We start from the raw sequence: 17,246 nt of genomic DNA, 5'->3' as shown, positions 1-17,246 counted from the left end.
CACAAAGAATGGGCGCGCAACGAACGCCCATTCCCATTCGAACATCACGCTTAAGGTGTGAGTTTTAAATGTGCGTTAACTCTCCCGTTTTTAGGATCGACGAACCAATACTCGTTATTGGCGACCTTCACCTGGCTGCATTCGGCGGGGTACCTGTTGGGTATGATGCAAACGACACCATTTTCCAGGGTCCATCGTTCTTTCTCTGGCGCGTTAGGCGTCATCTCGAACACATCGATTCCGTTGGGTAAAAAACTGATCGAGTACGGATGACTGCCTTCTCGGGTAGTGCCATAGAACTTCTTGCCCACCAACGTGCCGTTAATTTGTCCATCGTCAAGCGTCACCGCGGATGCCGGCACCGGTGGCGGTTCATAGTTGTTGTTGGTGACACAGCCTGCCAAAAAGACCATCAGGAGCGACGCGCCGAACGTTAATGAATTCATGCCACACCTTCCTTGTTAGAACCGGAAGAATGTCCGGATAAATCAAAGCTTAGGCGACGCTGATGTAGGGTCCGACGCAAGTGCCGAACGGTTGACGATCACTTGCCAATCGCGGCCCTATTGTAGGAGCGAGATGATTACCAGGCGTTCTTCAGATCAAGTTGTCGACATCGGCAAATGTTGCCCGGGGAATGAGTTCACCGGGAATCCGTGAGGAACCGGACAAGTTGTAAACCTGAAAATCTTCATTCACGACATACTTCGACAAGATCTCGAACGACGGCAAGATTCTGGTAAAGAAATGCTCATCGAGCAGACAGGGCGAAACATATTGACCGGGTTCTTCGTAGAAGCGGCTCACTGACTGATTCAAGTCGACGCCCACCAGGAACACTTTAGTGAACCCCACGTGATAGGCAATCTGCAGCGCCAGATAGGCTACGGTGCGGGAATCGAAAAAACCGCGTTTGAGGTTCTTGCTGAAACCGAGTGTTCTGTTGCGGCCATTTCTGAGTTTGCGACTACTCACGAGTTCTTTCTCGCTCCTGAACACCATCTCACTCCAGGAGAACCTGGGTGCCCGGCTCAGAAAAAACAACTCGCCCTGGGGCGCAACGGGCGTATGCCAGATATGACCCGCCGATAGTGCGACCCGCTCACTGATGCGCATGGCTTCTGAAAACAGTTTCGGTTGCTCACGGGAAAAACCTTGATCGGTACAGGCATAAAAGAATGGCTTGACCCCCGTTCCCAAGAACATTGAGATGGCCCCGTTCATGGTGATCATCGGAATGTCTGCAAATTTCTCCAGCGGAAAATCTTTAGCGGACGCCCCCGAGGCAATGATGAATACCGGCCCCTTTCGAATGTTGCGGCACTCATCGAGGTCCCGCACATGAAGCGGACCTTTGGTGAGCGGCGAGTGTTTTTGCGCAACATCCATCTTTTGAATTCCCTATCCCATTGTGCAGATCCAACAAACTTTTCACATTGTGATAGTTTTCAACGGGTGAGCCAACCGCTTAACTTCCTCGGCCACAAAATCTGCGACGAAGCGCAAAGGTTGATACAGAGCGTTTGCACCCTCGAGCCAAGGATGTGCTGCACGTTTCGTACCGTTACTTCCCTTTGGCTACTGCTGGTTTTTCCCGGTGGCCACAGCGGGGAATTCTGACCGCCGCACATCCAGAACAGGCAACTCCGAAGGCAGGTTCAACCCTCGCAGTACCGCCGAGTCGTACCCATACACGTCGGGCTTGAACACCACTCGACCATCGTTGCTCAGGTCCACCGTCCAGTAAGCCAACAGCACCGGTACTTTGACCGGGAGCCTGATGTTTTCAGTCTTGCCGTTGGCCAACTGCGCCTGAATTCCTGCACTGTTCCAGCGCACAGGATCGTTGAACAACAACTCGACCAACTGCAGCGGATTCTCCACCCGGATGCAGCCGGAGCTCGTGGCGCGGACTGACTTGGCGAACAACTCGCGATGCGGTGTGTCGTGCAGATAAATCGCGTATTCATTTGGGAACCGAATCACCACCTGGCCCAGCGAGTTGTCAGGTCCGGCATCCTGCCGCAAGGTGAGGCCCCGCGCATTGCTCCAATCCACGGTCGACGGGTCGAGCACGTTGCCTTCTCGATCGATCACTCGAATACGGTTGGCCGCCAGGTAGCCGGGATTGCTTTGAATCTTCGGCAACATGTCTTTGACGAGAATTGTCGGCGGGACGGTCCAGGTCGGGTTAAACGTCACGTAAGTAATCTCGGACTGAAACACCGGCGTACTGCGAAACGGTTTACCGACCTGCACCCGAGATCGCCAGATCGCTTTACCGTCGCGATACAGCGCCACTTTGTAGCCGGCGATGTCGACAATGACGAACGTGCCCTGAAGTTTGTACAACAACCAACGGGCGCGTTCCATGTTCACCCTGACCTGATCGATGCGCGCCTCGACCGGCACGTTCAACGCAGCCAGCGTCGTCGCCCCTGCCACGCCATCGGCGCCCAGGTATTGCTCGGCTTGATATTTCTTCACCGCGGCGGTGACGGTGGCATCGTAGTCCGTGCGTCGCTTCGCTTGCGGGGCAAGGTAACCGCCCACTGTCAAACGGGCCCGCAATTGCGCCACCGCGGCGCTGTCCATGCCTGGTTTGAGCGACTCGCCTTCGGCAATTTTCGGCCAGCCGCCCATGTCCCGAACCCTGCGCAGTTGCGCCAGGCCCTGGCGCAGGCTGCCATAGACCGCCTCTTGTGGCGGCGCTTGAGCGAATGCCCGCGCGACGTCGTGTGCATCGAGGGCGGCGAAGAAGGTGTTCATGTCTGCACGCGGATCCATGCCGACGGGGTCGAAGTTCCAATGGATGTCCAGCCGCGAAGGGTCAACCTTGCCACGCCGTAATTGAAGCAGCGCCGTGATGAACGTCCGGGTTGCCGCAATATCGAAGTTTGCCCGTTGCGCCGCGGTGGGTGTCGTGGCCTGCATCGAAGCCCTGGTCGCCGCCAACTGATCTATATGGAAATCCGCAGGGTCCAGGCCATCGGTCTGGGTGTCGCTCAGGCTTTTCAATAACTGAATGACATCGCTGTCGTTCTCCCACGCCGCGCGATAACCGCGATGCATATAGAAATCCATGACCACGCGGTTCGGATCGACCCGTTGGTGGCGCGCAGAAGTGAGCAGCGGTGGAAACGCTGTTCTCAATGGCGCAAGCGTTGCCTGAATTTCTTGGCCGACGATATCGTCGGCTGTAGCACCCGCTACGCGAATAACCGGAGATACCGCCTCAATCGGCGAAGTTTCTGCAATCGCTGCACCGCTGATCAGAAAGCCCATAAAAAAGACGTGGCTTATGACGAATAACCTTGTGAATTGCCCCATGAATAATCCTTAATCCCCCGCATTCAACGGCTAGCATCCTGCCCCACTGCTAGACTCGAAACATTAATGTGAGACTTACGTATGGCGCCAGTCCGCTTTCGCTTTTTGATCACGGCCCTGCTACTGACCTGTGTTTCAGTACCGGCAGCCTACGCTGATTCGCTGGAAGCCGCGCTGGTCAAAGCAGCTCCCGATGCCAACGCCAAGGTCATCGCCCTGGCCGTCCGCGCCTTCCAATGCACAAGGACTCAAGGCGCAACCCCTGCTCAAAGACTAGCAGTGATCGATTATTCGTTGCCTTCGACCGAACAACGCCTCTGGGTATTCGACCTGAAAAAACGCAAGTTGTTGTTCCACGAACTGGTCGCCCACGGTCGCAACAGTGGCGAGAACATGGCGGTCAAGTTCTCCAATCAAAACGAAAGTTTTGCCACCAGCCTCGGTTTGTACCGGACCCAGTCAAGCTATGTCGGGCAGAATGGCTACTCCTTGCGCATGGAAGGACTGGAGCCGGGTTTCAACGACAACGCCTTCGAGCGCGCCATCGTTATTCACGGCGCGCCGTATGTCAGCCCGGTGCTGGCACGGGCGAACGGCCGGATCGGCAGAAGCCTGGGTTGCCCGGCTGTACGCCCTGCGATCGCCCATAAGTTGATCGACTCGATGAAAGATGGGCAATTGTTGTTTTCGTACTATCCGGATCAACGTTGGTTGAAGTCTTCTTCGTTTGTTAATTGTGGCGGGGCCACCGTGGCTGACGCTGGATCGAACAAAAGCTGATTTAAAAAAGGCGCCCCGTCTCGGGTCGCCCTCCTCTTACTTCCCAGTGCCCGCGCCTGCGTCTAACATCCCCCGCTACACATCCATCACAAAAGCCCGACAACAATAATGAAAAACATAAACAGCACGATGCTGCTCGGTGGCCTGCTCGCTCTATCGTTTGGCGTTCAGGCCCAGGACGGACCTTCGCATCTCGACACCGTCATACAACAAGGCCAACTGCGCGTTTGTACGACCGGCGACTACAAACCCTATACCTCCAAAGCCGAGGACGGCGAATATTCGGGGATCGACATTGCCATGGCCCGCTCGCTGGCCGACAGCCTGGGCGTCAAGGTTGAGTGGGTGCAGACGTCTTGGAAAACCCTGATGCCCGACTTGCTGGCGGGTAAATGTGACATCGGCATGGGCGGGATCTCGGTCACGCTGGAGCGTCAGAAAAAGGCCTTCTTCAGCACCACGCTGGATGTCGACGGCAAGATCCCGCTGGTGCGCTGTGAGGATCAGGCGCTGTACCAGACCGTCGAACAGATCAACCAGCCTTCGATTCGCCTGGTTGAACCGGCCGGTGGAACTAACGAAGCGTTTGTTCACGCCTTTCTTCCCAAGGCGCAATTGCAGCTGCATGACAACGTGACCATCTTTCAGGAGCTGCTGGACAAGAAGGCTGACGTGATGATTACCGATGCGTCGGAAGCGCTCTACCAGCAGAAACTCAAACCGGGTTTGTGCGCGGTCAATCCGACTCAGTACATGCAGTACGGCGAAAAGGCTTACCTGCTGCCCCGAGACGACATCACCTGGAAGTTGTACGTGGATCAGTGGCTGCACTTGGCCAAAGTGACGGGCAATTACCAAAAAGTTCTGGGTCAGTGGATAGCAACGCCCGAGGCTAATTAACGATCCCTATGTAATTGGATGGACTCGCCCAAGCCGAGGCGGCTGTGCGCACAACGGCGGACAAAATTCCGCCGTTACATCGCACATCAATCGTACAACAAGCCCGAACTGTACTCACTAAAACTGTTACCGATCGCACTCCCGCCAACGTTCAGCTTATTAGCGTTGTTAGAAGTGCGGCCATCAAACGATTGGCAGTCTTCTGAATAGCAAGTGCTGGTGCTCATGCCCGAACAGGCGCTCAACAGCACAGCACCGGCAATCAGCGCGACTTTGATGAGGTTCGAGATCATTTTTCAGATTCCTGGGGGCGGGAGCGTGGTGAGACGACCTTAAGTGCTGTGATCGTACGCCGCAGGACTGGCAAACGTTATGAAACCTTGCTGATCGACAGCATGGGTTCAGGTATGGCGGTTTCTTGAAGCGAAAAAAGGCTATTCCCCAGAAAAACTGCCAAAAGAGCAACGTCCTACACGACACTAGGAACTGTCCGTCAACCTGTCCGTTGGTACGCTTTTGTCCCGAGGCTTATAGTCCATCCAGCTCCGACGCGGGATGCTGACCCGTCCTGACGTCATACAGGCCACCTCTCTACAGGCACCCTTCGCCTAATGGAATCTGGTCGTAAAAAAGTCCCGTGTACAACCAATGCGGTTTGCCCGGACACCATCAATCACATAAGCTGATCAGCATGAATACACACCCTTCGGAGGCTCCGATGGCCACCACTAAAAAAACCGACAAACCCCGCAGAAGGGTCGTCCATAAGGAAGTGACGTTTCTGGATGTTCGGGAAGCCGCGCGTGATGGGCAAAAAGTATTCGATACGTTTGTGATCACTGGCAAGCTTCCGATTACAAAGTAGGCCTGGATGCCGGCAGTCAAAATCGCTGCAGTTTTTCAAAAAATAAAACACTGGGAAACTTTTGCCGCACAGTTCTACAACTACAAGTTGTTCGGAGATCTGCCAGCCATTTTTGGTAGAGATGAGAAACTCGACTTGAGCGAAATGCATCACATCCATCTCGCAAGTACTGAAGCTACCCAAATTCGCTGGACAAAAATCAGTCGTCAGTATTATCGCACCGCACCTATCGATGATCCCGAGAATGACTTTTGGCTCATTTATGCCTACGACAACTTTCGAGATGAGTACTTGCTGCTAACGGTTACAGGACCAGACGCTCACAACCGCAAAGAGTGGGGCTCATTTTTGCGTACGATGCATAGCGATATCGTCGAGCCATGGATTGTTGGCAAGATCAACTTTCCTGATCTGGATGACTTGTGAACGACCTACAAGAAACCGGCGGAAACGAAAGCTGAGTCAACAGCTCAGCAGACCTCGCATTCTCAGACGATGCGCTCGATGTGCTAACCGTATTCGACTGCCTTGGGCATTCATACTTTCCAGAAACGTATAGGTCAGACTCCCACGTCAGACCTGTTGTTTTGCTATTAATTCGACTCATAACCGTCTCGCCCAATTCCATCAGTACATTGCCATGGCAGTCTGAAGATGACAGCCGCAGGACTGGCCTCAACCCAACGGGTTCATTCCTGATAAACTCCCGTCTTTCGCCTCACCCATCTCAGAACTGCCAATGCCCCCAATCACCGCCACACCCGCCCCGCTCTCCCGCCGCTTCTCCGTCGCCCCGATGATGGATTGGACTGATAGACATTGCCGTTTTTTCCTACGCCTACTGTCGAAAAACGCCCTGCTCTACACCGAAATGGTCACCACTGGCGCGCTTCTCAACGGCGATCACGACCGTTTCCTGCGTCACAACGAAGCCGAACACCCGCTCGCCCTTCAACTCGGCGGCAGTGTGCCGCTGGACCTGGCCGCCTGCGCACGCATGGCTCAGGAGCACGGCTACGATGAAGTGAATCTGAATGTCGGCTGCCCGAGTGATAGGGTGCAGAACAATATGATCGGCGCGTGCCTGATGGGGCATCCGCAATTGGTGGCCGATTGTGTAAAGGCGATGCGCGATGCCGTGTCGATTCCTGTGACGGTGAAGCACCGGATCGGGATCAATGGTCGGGACAGTTACGAGGCGTTGTGCGATTTCGTTGGCACGGTGCGGGATGCCGGGTGCACGAGTTTTACGGTGCATGCGCGGATCGCGATTCTGGAAGGATTGTCGCCGAAGGAGAACCGGGACATTCCGCCTCTACGCTATGACGTTGCAGCGCAGCTGAAGACGGATTTCCCCGAGCTGGAGATTATTCTGAATGGCGGGATCAAGACGCTTGAGGCCTGTCACGAGCATTTGCAGACGTTTGACGGCGTGATGCTCGGCCGTGAGGCGTATCACAACCCTTATGTAATGGCCGAAGTAGATCAGCAGCTATTCGGCAGTTCGGCGCCGGTGATCAGCCGAGCCGAGGCGTTGGCGCAGTTGCGTCCTTATATAGCGGCGCATATTGCTGCGGGTGGCTCGATGCACCACATCACCCGGCATGTACTTGGATTGGGCACCGGGTTTCCGGGGGCACGCAAGTTTCGGCAGTTGTTGTCAGTGGATATTCACAAGGCTAAAGAGCCTTTGGCGCTACTCGATCAAGCGGCCGAGTTGCTTGAGGGTCGTTAACGGTTAACCGCTCCTCTGAGACCAGGCTGCTTGTCCCGCAGCCTGGTGCATGTGTCAGAGCGCTGCAGCCTCGGTCCAGTTAACCCAACCAAATACCCACGTTGCCAATATCAACAAGCCGAAGCCGATCCGATACCAGGCGAACACGGCGTAACTGTGGCTGGCGATGAACTTGAGCAAACCGCGCACGGCGATCATGGCGAAAAAGAACGCCGTTACGAAACCCAGTGCGAACACTGGCAGGTCGCCGGCCTGGAATAGATCCCGATACTTATAGCCCGAATACACCGCGGCACCGACCATGGTCGGCATCGCCAGAAAGAACGAAAACTCCGTGGCAGCCTTACGCGACAGTCCAAACAGCAACCCGCCGATAATCGTCGATCCCGAGCGCGAAGTACCCGGAATCATTGCCAGGCATTGTGCGAAACCGACTTTAAGGGCGTCGGTCCAGCGCATATCGTCAACGTGATCAACGCACACCACATGCTCCCGCTTCTCTGCCCACAACATGATGATGCCACCCACCACCAATGCCACCGCTACAGTGATCGGATTAAACAGATACTCATGGATTTTATCGGCAAACAACACCCCCAAGACCACCGCTGGAAGAAAACCGATGAATAGATTCAAGGTAAAACGTTGCGCATTGCGCTGGGTCGGTAAGCCGGTAACGATCTCGAGGATCTTGCGCCGGAACTCCCAGACCACCGCCAGGATTGCGCCCAATTGAATAATGATGTTAAAGGCCATGGCTCGCTCACCGCCGAAGCCAAGCAAGTCCGCGACAATAATCTGGTGTCCTGTACTTGATATGGGTAAAAACTCCGTCAGACCTTCAACCATTCCCAAAATCAACACTGTTATGGTCGTCCAAAGATCCATTAATCCCCCTCACCGATAAATACAAATACGTCGGCTTCGCTCTAGCGCAATGCCAACAAGAAATTAAAGCGCATTAGGCCACTTAATAAAACTCCCCGTTATGAAATGTCCATGACCGACACTACCCAGGCGAACGTTATATAACAGTTAATATTGGATAGTGCTGAGGCAAACAAGAGCGAGAACGCCCACTTAATACAACATTGTCCTACAACCTTATGCCCCCCCAATCAAAAAAATCAAGCCAGGGAAACTTTAGCGACATGCACGGTCTTATTGATCCGAAAAAGCGGGACATCGGGACAATAGATGGCACAATGCTATGCCCTGTCAGCCCAGTAGATTGCTGTAATCATTCGGCATCGCGAACCCCAGGAGAGCAAACGATCACGTCAGAAACACTAGCAATGTTAAAAAAACCGCGGCGACCGCTTGAAAAATCAGTGAAATGTTACCAATTGTCAGTCACAAATGAGAATTGGTGCTTTAACATTCAAATGCCAGCACCCATCCGAGTCAAAGCATGATGCTTACAGGGAAATTAACGACTACAGGCCACAGCGACGCCAAGGAGGAGACAGGTATTCTCACCATCGGTCGGACCCATACGCTAGCTGAGGGCTTCAAGGAATTAGTCGCAAGCCACGTAGGCAAGGATATTGCCGTTGATGCAATGTGCTATAGCAACTCATTCAAAAAAAGCAAGAGCCATAATTCATACCGTGCAATCTTTATCGTTATTGACAGTCCACAAGCGTTTGTTGAAAGCCTTGCCCTGGTAGAAAACATTCGCGCCGACAATCTGGCGTCAATAATATTTGTTGCCATCACGGGTAGAGGCACCTACAACAAGATGAAATACTATCTTGCTGGGGCCGACTACTGTGTTAACTGCGACACATCTGCTGACGAAAACACTGATGTACTGTCCGAGTTTTTTAATAGTCCAGAATGGCAAAAAAAGCACAACTTGCTCTTGGACCCTACTCGCATGTGCCTTATTGGTGACTATAAAAAGCTGGATGTATCGTTTGCAGAAATGAACATTCTGGAAGCTTTTTCGCAAACTAAAAACCAAATATTGAGCCACGATGAAATCGCCAGGATCATGGGGCTTAATATAAATTTTTATGACCCCAGGGCCTTGGAAAAATCGATCAGTCGCCTTCGCGGCAAAATAAAAGGCATGTATGGCACCAACGCCATTCAAAGTATTCGTGGGCATGGGTATCGTTTAATCAGGGGTCTGATCTCGACCACCTGATTCTTAATGTAGAAGGGAGTTTCTCAATTATGAACGCAACAGGGAGCGTGCCAATCTACGATCACGCAGAGCATTACCTGTCTCGACAACTGATTCTCACTCGGGATGACTGCCCGTTTGGCAGCGAGATCAGAATACATTTTGACAACTCTGCTTCCGCGTCCTGCGCGCCAGCGGAGTATCAAATGAGTGAGATCTACAGTGAAGTACTGATGCAAACCAGGCTGATTGCTTTCTCGCTAAAAGAACGCAATACCCCTAATGGAAATAAATACTTAAGCCGTAGATTTGTTTGCGTAGGACAGGCTGATCTCGCCAACTCTGCACTCACAGAAGAGCTGATACAAACCGGCGCTGCGCTGCGTGAGTTTGGCCAGACACTGGTTGTCGCGCTTAATGAGCTCCCGCTGTCGGCAGTCAGTTTCGCTGACAAAAAGAAAATCCTGCATAACGTGTATCTATTGAAAGATCACGGCATAGAAATCGCGTTTGACGATTACAACATCGACGATGAAAGTATCGAAATTTTTACAACTCTGAATTTATTCGACTATATAAAGATTTCCATTTCTTCTCTAGACTTGAGCCTCAAGCTCAGTGGCAACCCAGAGTTATTCAATCGTCTTCATGAACGCATGACCATGCTCACTCACAACACAAAAGTCTCCTTTATAGCGGATAGAGTCGAGCATGCTGCTAGCCATGTACTGGCACGCGCGTTACCTTTTGATTATTTCCAAGGGAGCCATTACTCCCCTGCCGACAACCTTTAAACTTATAACCAGGCGTGCACTGAAGGAGAGAGACATGGAAAGCAGTACAACCCTCCCCAGAAAATATTTTGTTGTTGTTACTCACAGTCCAGCATTACAACTCGAGCTTGAGGAATTACTGTCCAGCAAGCGTTACAATTCGTTTGGCACATCACAAGCAAAAATGTTTGTCGAAGGTGTTGCCCCACATGCTTCCGCACCTAAGCTGTTGGAGTTTTTTTCCCCGCATGTAGACAGAATGCTCCCTCCTGTTATCAAGCATGATACACAGCGCATACTGTCGACATTTGAATCCGAGTGGCAAGCGCAAGCGTCTCAAACCGGCACATTTGCAGATGAATCAAGGGATGACGCCAGGGATTCCATGCACAAGGTCGCCAAACCCCATTACTCCTATACCGAAGCCTGGCGGCTGAGTAATGGCAGTGGTGCTTTGATCAAGGATGATATTGAAGTTGTCTTGACGGGGCTGGAAGCCACACTGGTTGAAAAAATGCTGCACCATGATGATCGCGTGGTCAGTAAAGACGATCTTATCCGGAGTATCGGCAGAGAACCCGAGCACTATCGGGGTCTTGAAATGTGCCTGAGTCGTTTGCAGGAAAAGTTCAAGAGTGCCAGCAACGGCGAGCGTCTTTTCCGAGCGGTCAGAAACCGTGGTTATTGCCTCATACAAAAAATCGTCCGAGCAAAAAGCCTTACCTGACTTAATGGATTAATCGTTCTGGTAGTGCACAACAAAAATAAAAATGCACTTAACCCTCTTATCCTTCTGCCTCCCCCTCATCGCTCCCCCCCCCTCCTTCAGATCTTCACAAACCAACTGAATTATCGACCATTTATAACGCCGCCCAGACCCCTTGCATAACAGCCAGATACACTAATCGATCGTTAAAAGTCGTCAGATAACACGCGCCCCAATAAATTAATCTATTCACTGATGAGAGCGCCGCTCGTTGGCGTTTCGCTCATCCACGCATCGCCATCTTATAAAAATAATAATTATTGCTTGATCAAATTTGGCTCTTGTCTGCCAACACGCGAACGGACGTATTTTGGGGATATCGCATGGTTAACAATCTTCGTATCAATCGAAATACCCCCCTCAAAGGACTGACTTTCTGGGGACAATGGGCACTTGGAATGGGCTTTGTCGTAGCCCTGTTATATCTATTGGTTTATTACCAGACAGGCACGGTAGAGTTCTATTATCGAGTGTGTGCAATTCTCACGGTACTGGCATCGGTTCCCGCCTACTCATGGTGTGGCGTCTATGCAAAGAAGGATAATTTCCTGATAGGGCTGGGACGATTGCTAATGGGCTGGTTAATGACATTGGCAGCGCTAGCAATAGTCGCCTTTATCTGTAAGGCCAATGAACTGTTTTCTCGTCAAATCATCCTGGTATGGGCTGCCTGCGGCTACATCGGCCAGGCACTGCTGTACGTCCCGTTGCATGGTTTTTCGAAATACTACCAACGGTCACTGCAAAGTGAGCGTAAAACGCTGATCGTAGGCACTGGCGAGCTGGCATTGGGATTGGCCAGGAAGCTCCGTACCCTCGAGCACTTCCCATTAGTTGGCCTGGTAAGTTCCGACGCGACTCCCCTGCTGGAGAAGGGTGCGCCACCGGTTGTAGGTCCGCAGGAGGAACTGCTGGAACTGATCAAGGTTCATGACATCCGACGTCTGTACATCACGCTACCTCTGAGTGAAGCGGCAAAAATCGAAGCCATGTATGTCGACTTGCTGGATGCCAACGTTGATGTTGTCTGGGTTCCTGACTTGAACAGCCTGACGCTGCTCAATCACTCGGTCAGTGATGTGGACGGTCTTCCGGCGATCTATTTGAATGAAAGCCCATTGACCAGCCAGCCCACCGCTGCGTTGAGTAAAAGCCTGCTCGATAAAAGCGTGGCGCTGATGGCCATTATTCTTCTAAGCCCGTTACTGCTGGTCATTGGCCTGGCGGTCAAATTCACCTCTCACGGCCCGGTTTTCTTCAAGCAGGATCGTCATGGGTGGAACGGGAAAGTCATCAAAGTCTGGAAGTTTCGTTCGATGCGCGTGCATGACGATCACGAAGTTAAGCAGGCCAGTCGTAACGACTCGCGGATTACCCCGATCGGACGCTTTATCCGTCGCACTTCAATCGATGAACTGCCGCAGTTGTTCAATGTGCTGCAAGGTCATATGGCGCTGGTCGGGCCACGTCCTCATGCCGTTGCGCACAACGATTATTACTCCGGCAAGATCCTCGCCTATATGGCTCGCCACCGAATCAAACCGGGGATTACCGGCTTGGCTCAAATCAACGGCTGCCGTGGTGAGACCGACACCATCGACAAGATGCAGAAACGCGTCGAGATCGATCTTAAGTACATCAATAACTGGTCGTTGTGGCTGGATCTGAAAATCCTGGTGAAGACCCCCTTCACCTTGCTGTCGAAAGACATTTATTGACGGCAAAGACTCTAGTTGATTGCGCGCCAGCAGGTTAATCAGGGGACGAAAGTCCCCTTTGCGTTTGGTCTGGCGCCAACTCAAGACCAACAACTCGCCAAGTAAGGAAGACTCGGATGATCGCGAGTAAACAATATGCCAATCCCGCCTGGTACCTGATTCATTGCAAAGCCAAGCAGGATGAGCGCGCCGAGGAAAATCTGCAGCGTCAGGGTTACCAGTGCTATCGCCCGACTTATCGCCGTGAACGCCTCCTGCGAGGCAAGCGACAAACGCTCTGCGAGTCGCTGTTTCCAGGCTATCTGTTTATCCAGCTCAGCGGGCACGACAACTGGGCCCCCTTGCGTTCAACGCGAGGCGTATTGAGGACAGTCAGTTTTGGCGGTCAGCCGGTAGCGATTGCCGATGAAGTGATTGGGCATCTTCAACTACGCGAGAGCGAGCCGTCGGCACAACCGCTGCTGACACAGGGCGATCTGGTGCGCATCAATCAAGGGACTTTCGCAGAGTTGGAAGCGCTGTTTCTAGCGATGGATGGTGATGAACGGGTCGTACTGCTGATGAACTTTCTGCAACGCGAGCAGCGCGTGAACCTGCCACTGTCGAGCGTCACCAGGCTTTAGGAGCACAGGGGAAACCGAGCAGCAGCGCCCCACTCAATCCCCTTCTTCGCACTCCCTTTCTGACTGACTACTAAGCAACCTACAGGGCTTACTCGCCCTGTAGGTCGCTCGCCTCACTCTGTGATCTTCTCAAAGTTACGATAGAACAGATCACTGTCGCGGCTATCCGTCATGCTGTGCAACGAATAACTGCGATTAAGTCTTGCCCCGCCGTCCCGGGTCAAAGGCGCCCAGACGATATTGGCGCGGCGCATCGTCGACACGCTCATCAGTTCATCGAACGGGATGGAGATGTAGATGCCTTTGTCGAAACTACCTTCGCCATACTCTTCTTTAGTGGCCGTTGTCAGCGTGACCCAACCACCGAATCGCACACCGTTGCGGAATTCACGTGACAGGTCGACCGTGGTACCCCAATCGCGAGCCAGGTAACGTCCAACACTAACGGCCGCCTGGGCATCGAAAGGCAAATCGGTATAGCCAGTGATGTGGCCAGTGACGGTCGAATAGTCACGAAGACCAAACCCCTGATCAAAATCGCGCTGACGAACAAAGTTCAGATCGGCACCGACAGACCAACGCTGACCTGCTGGGCGAAAGAGCACCTCACCGCCGACACCGGCAAACATGGACTCCAGATAGCCCCCGTAAACCATACCGTACAAGTCTTTATCCAACTGCTTGGCGTGGTTTAGCTGGAACGTCGGCATGGTGACGTCGGAGGTCGTCAAATACTCGCGTATGTCCGTACGCACTCGAGGCAATCCACTCGGTGCGTCGTACGTAAACTTGTCATAGTTATTCAACAAGTTGACGCTCAGCAAACCGCTCCACCAAGTATTACGAGTGAAGCGATATTCAGCGTCCGCATCGGCCGTGACCTGATAGAGCAACCCATCGGGACCACCGATGTTCTGCTTGTAGCCCAGACCCAGTCCATAAGAGAAGGGATCTCGCGCTTCGGTATAGAGCGTGGTCTCGGTGTGCGGTACTGCGGCGTTGACCTCAGTGGCGCGATGCAAGTCCTCTAGAGGTTCTTCGTTTTTGACCACTTCGCGAAAGGTATCGCGAGGGACACTGGTTTCTTCCAGCGGCATGTCGTATCGCTTGTTCACCAAGGTGAACCAATCGATATCGTCGTTGACGCTATTATCCAGAATCCGGCTGGCCCGTCCCACGGCTTTTGCCGAATAGAAGTAACGCGACTGCTCACCGTACACCAACAACTCAGAGCCACGCTGTGTGATGCGCTCCACTTTATAACCGGCATTGTTCTGCAGGCGGTGGGACACATTGGCCCAATTGACCTGATCCGGAGAGGTGACAGGCGCCTGGGCCGGAAGAGGTTCCGCTGGCGGGTCATAGGTCTTTGCCGGTGTCTTGCGGCTGGCAAAGTTAGTGTGCAGCGTGATACCGAACATGGCGGTATTGCCGCGCTCCCAGGCAGCGCTGAGATCAACTGAGTCGGTCAGCTTGTAAACTGCGCCGATGTTGATGGGCGAATCTTGCTTGATGACGTTATCAAGTGGTTCGTTTTTATAATCGTTGCCTTCGTATTCAACCTTAAGGCTGAGCGGCGTCCAAGGTGTCTGATAAGACACACCGCCAAACAACGAAGGGGATCCTCTGAAATAAGAGTCTGTGTTCACATCGCCCGCCCTGGCTACTGCAGCAGAACTCTGTGGTCGGTCGTCGAACTTGTCCCCGAACACGGAAAGCGGGTTCGTGAAATCGCCGCGATTACCAATATATCCCCAGGCAATACCGAGACTGAAATCAAGGTCGCCAGCACGTTTGTTCGCAACGAAGTATTCACTGGAAAACAATCCGGTACCGCCGATATCCCGAAAGCCCAACGCCACTTCTGGCAACCAGTGGCTTTCTTTCCAGAGCCGGGCTTTAGCATCGATTGCCTTGTCCTTGAAGCTTTGATCGCCACTGAATGACTCGGGGCCATACGCTCGGTTGGTGATGGCGGTATAGCGAAACGAGCCTTCAAGCCAATCAAAAGGCTGCAGCGAAAGACTGTATCGGCTATAGGGGTCGGTTCGACTGGCATTGACACTCAGCTCGCCGGCGGGTGCCATGCGTGCGGTGGGCGTTTGTAACAAACCCACACCACCGAAATCATTCTGGGTATAACGCGGCTCTCCATGAGCCAAACCACAAGGTAATAACAAGACCGCTGCAAAACGTAACTTCAAGGGGCCACCTCAGCCACAGGTTGAGTGGCGAGGAATTCGGCCAACTGCTGATTTAATTCTGGGGTCGGTGGGTCAAGATCATCGTTCTTGATCGGCACTAGGATTTTGCTGCCGGCAGCGGGCCAATGCCCCTCCTCCCGGTTCCATAATGCGACGCCAATCCGTTGCGTATGACCATCGGGTTGGATAATCCACAGGTAGTCCAACTCTGCGCCGGACGAGGCCTGACAGGATCGTACGTAGTCACGAGCTTCCTGCATCGCGCGATAAGGCAGTAGGCAAGGTTTCTCGACTGCGCCCAACACCTCAACGAAATCAGGGCGACGTGGATAGATGAGACGGTCGCCATCGGCTATACGATCGTTAAGCGCAAACCCCACCTCTACAGCAACAGGGTCAAGTACCGCGACCTGGCGCCCCGTCACCGGTAACCGGCCGACCTCCTCATAGAGCTGGTTGGCCAAGGCTGCCCGGGCAGGTTTTTCAAACAACATGGCGCCACGTTGCAGGACTTTCAGATCAAACAATACCCCGACTTTCAACCGGCGTTGTTCTTCCAGCAAAGGCTGACGCAACCATGCCGCACCTAACCAATAACTCTCAGCGTTGGGTTGCGCAGCAGTAATAACGTCCAGCAAACGGGCACCTGGCTGGATCTTGAATTGGCCAGGGCTACGAACATCACCACTGACAGTAACGTCGGCATGACTCAGGCCTGAGCCGGCTAATAACAAGCCCGCAATCACTAGTTTCAGACGCTTCAATTAATGGCTCCCTGTGCAGAACGCAACTGAATGACCTTCAGGGAAATTTGAGGCGTTAGATGCTGCTCGCTCTGAATGACGAAACCATCGCGTGGTCTGATCCAATAACGATTGACTGCATGGAAATCTATTTCAGGTGCATCAACACGCTCATCGATACGGAGCAAGGCATAAGTCTTGTCCATCACCTTGATGTCCTCGATGCCTTCTTTGGTAAACCGGCTGTTCACGGCGATGCCAACGCGATAGCCGTCATAGATATCGATCCAGCGCGTACTGCTATAACCGTCAGGCAACAGATGTAGCCCACGCTTGAACGGCGATTCACCCTCCCAGCGGGTACCGTCGAGGTTGAAACCGAGGCCGACGCTACGCACGATTAAACCGTCGCGCATCAACAACACCTGCTTACCGGAGGCAACCCAGAACTGCAGGTCGCCACGCTGACGAATCATCGCCATGACGCCCTCGCTAGAGGACGTGGTGACTTTGATCTGCGGAAAGGGAACGGCGTCCAACTGAGCCTGGGTCAACTCCAAAGAGTCGGGCCCCACAGTGGACGCTTTAAGGGTATCGAAAGAGGCTTTCATCAGTGGGTTACACCCACACAAAATGAAAGCCATCGCCCAGTAGGCGCTGCTACGCAAAATATTCACG

18 protein-coding genes are annotated in these 17,246 nt (G+C 53.0%); 10 read left to right on the top strand and 8 right to left on the bottom strand.

Annotated features, from left to right (window positions below):
• Positions 1–50 precede the first annotated feature (50 nt).
• The 3 genes from ACA057_RS10145 to ACA057_RS10135 form a co-directional block, all read right to left on the bottom strand.
• Positions 51–446, bottom strand: coding sequence for a hypothetical protein (locus tag ACA057_RS10145; protein WP_497347964.1), 396 nt, complete (start codon positions 444–446; stop codon positions 51–53).
• 151 nt (positions 447–597) lie between these two features.
• Positions 598–1,389, bottom strand: coding sequence for a WaaZ-like lipopolysaccharide core biosynthesis protein (locus ACA057_RS10140; protein ID WP_497347962.1), 792 nt, complete (start codon positions 1,387–1,389; stop codon positions 598–600).
• A 189-nt stretch (positions 1,390–1,578) separates the two neighbouring features.
• Positions 1,579–3,330, bottom strand: a complete 1,752-nt coding sequence (locus ACA057_RS10135; protein ID WP_497347960.1) for a L,D-transpeptidase family protein — start codon at positions 3,328–3,330, stop codon at positions 1,579–1,581.
• 81 nt (positions 3,331–3,411) lie between these two features.
• Here ACA057_RS10135 and ACA057_RS10130 point away from each other — a divergent pair, with 81 nt between their 5' ends.
• On the top strand, positions 3,412–4,110 hold the full coding sequence (locus ACA057_RS10130) for a murein L,D-transpeptidase catalytic domain family protein (RefSeq protein WP_401353540.1): 699 nt from the start codon (positions 3,412–3,414) through the stop codon (positions 4,108–4,110).
• Positions 4,111–4,218: 108 nt separating this feature from the next.
• On the top strand, positions 4,219–5,010 hold the full coding sequence (locus ACA057_RS10125) for a transporter substrate-binding domain-containing protein (RefSeq protein WP_497347958.1): 792 nt from the start codon (positions 4,219–4,221) through the stop codon (positions 5,008–5,010).
• A gap of 86 nt (positions 5,011–5,096) precedes the next feature.
• On the opposite strand, the gene ACA057_RS10120 is transcribed toward ACA057_RS10125, so the two are convergent.
• Positions 5,097–5,303 carry a hypothetical protein gene (locus ACA057_RS10120; protein ID WP_497347956.1) on the bottom strand — a complete coding sequence of 69 codons (207 nt, stop codon included), beginning with the start codon at positions 5,301–5,303 and terminating at the stop codon, positions 5,097–5,099.
• Between the two features lie 425 nt (positions 5,304–5,728).
• Between ACA057_RS10120 and ACA057_RS10115 the strand changes: the two genes are divergently transcribed.
• The 3 genes from ACA057_RS10115 (at position 5,729) to dusA (ending at position 7,610) form a co-directional block, all read left to right on the top strand.
• Positions 5,729–5,875: a hypothetical protein gene (locus tag ACA057_RS10115; protein WP_497347954.1), complete on the top strand. Its 147-nt coding sequence runs from the start codon at positions 5,729–5,731 to the stop codon at positions 5,873–5,875.
• Positions 5,876–5,881: 6 nt separating this feature from the next.
• Positions 5,882–6,301: a type II toxin-antitoxin system YafO family toxin gene (locus tag ACA057_RS10110; RefSeq protein WP_497347952.1), complete on the top strand. Its 420-nt coding sequence runs from the start codon at positions 5,882–5,884 to the stop codon at positions 6,299–6,301.
• A 313-nt stretch (positions 6,302–6,614) separates the two neighbouring features.
• Positions 6,615–7,610 (top strand): tRNA dihydrouridine(20/20a) synthase DusA, encoded by a 996-nt coding sequence (gene dusA, locus ACA057_RS10105; RefSeq protein WP_497347950.1) that lies wholly within the window; start codon positions 6,615–6,617, stop codon positions 7,608–7,610.
• 54 nt (positions 7,611–7,664) lie between these two features.
• Here the strand turns inward: dusA and ACA057_RS10100 are convergent, their stop codons facing one another.
• Positions 7,665–8,498, bottom strand: a complete 834-nt coding sequence (locus ACA057_RS10100; RefSeq protein ID WP_497347948.1) for an undecaprenyl-diphosphate phosphatase — start codon at positions 8,496–8,498, stop codon at positions 7,665–7,667.
• A gap of 523 nt (positions 8,499–9,021) precedes the next feature.
• On the opposite strand from ACA057_RS10100, the gene ACA057_RS10095 reads away from it, so the two are divergent.
• From ACA057_RS10095 to rfaH, 5 genes are all read left to right on the top strand, one after another.
• Complete coding sequence (locus ACA057_RS10095; RefSeq protein WP_497347946.1) at positions 9,022–9,762, top strand: winged helix-turn-helix domain-containing protein; 741 nt, start codon at positions 9,022–9,024, stop codon at positions 9,760–9,762.
• A 185-nt stretch (positions 9,763–9,947) separates the two neighbouring features.
• The gene (locus ACA057_RS10090) at positions 9,948–10,535 is read left to right on the top strand and encodes an EAL domain-containing protein (RefSeq protein ID WP_497347944.1); all 588 of its coding nucleotides are present in this window, start codon (positions 9,948–9,950) and stop codon (positions 10,533–10,535) included.
• 34 nt (positions 10,536–10,569) lie between these two features.
• Positions 10,570–11,241, top strand: a complete 672-nt coding sequence (locus ACA057_RS10085; protein WP_497347942.1) for a winged helix-turn-helix domain-containing protein — start codon at positions 10,570–10,572, stop codon at positions 11,239–11,241.
• A 362-nt stretch (positions 11,242–11,603) separates the two neighbouring features.
• Complete coding sequence (locus ACA057_RS10080; RefSeq protein WP_497347940.1) at positions 11,604–12,998, top strand: undecaprenyl-phosphate glucose phosphotransferase; 1,395 nt, start codon at positions 11,604–11,606, stop codon at positions 12,996–12,998.
• 116 nt (positions 12,999–13,114) lie between these two features.
• Positions 13,115–13,621, top strand: coding sequence for a transcription/translation regulatory transformer protein RfaH (rfaH, locus tag ACA057_RS10075; protein WP_497347938.1), 507 nt, complete (start codon positions 13,115–13,117; stop codon positions 13,619–13,621).
• A gap of 113 nt (positions 13,622–13,734) precedes the next feature.
• Here rfaH and ACA057_RS10070 read toward each other — a convergent pair whose 3' ends face one another.
• Genes ACA057_RS10070 through ACA057_RS10060 form a run of 3 tightly spaced genes read right to left on the bottom strand, consistent with a single transcriptional unit; the run spans position 13,735 to position 17,245 of the window.
• Complete coding sequence (locus ACA057_RS10070; protein WP_497347936.1) at positions 13,735–15,825, bottom strand: YjbH domain-containing protein; 2,091 nt, start codon at positions 15,823–15,825, stop codon at positions 13,735–13,737.
• Positions 15,822–16,589 (bottom strand): capsule biosynthesis GfcC family protein, encoded by a 768-nt coding sequence (locus ACA057_RS10065; RefSeq protein WP_497347934.1) that lies wholly within the window; start codon positions 16,587–16,589, stop codon positions 15,822–15,824. Before ACA057_RS10065 ends, ACA057_RS10070 begins: the two co-directional genes overlap by 4 nt.
• The gene (locus ACA057_RS10060) at positions 16,586–17,245 is read right to left on the bottom strand and encodes a YjbF family lipoprotein (protein WP_497347932.1); all 660 of its coding nucleotides are present in this window, start codon (positions 17,243–17,245) and stop codon (positions 16,586–16,588) included. Before ACA057_RS10060 ends, ACA057_RS10065 begins: the two co-directional genes overlap by 4 nt.
• Position 17,246: the final 1 nt, after the last annotated feature.

The organism is Pseudomonas sp. LBUM1661 (genome assembly GCF_059695925.1).
The sequence above is the reverse complement of the archived record's forward strand: the minus strand, read 5'-3'. Positions and strand labels throughout refer to the sequence as shown.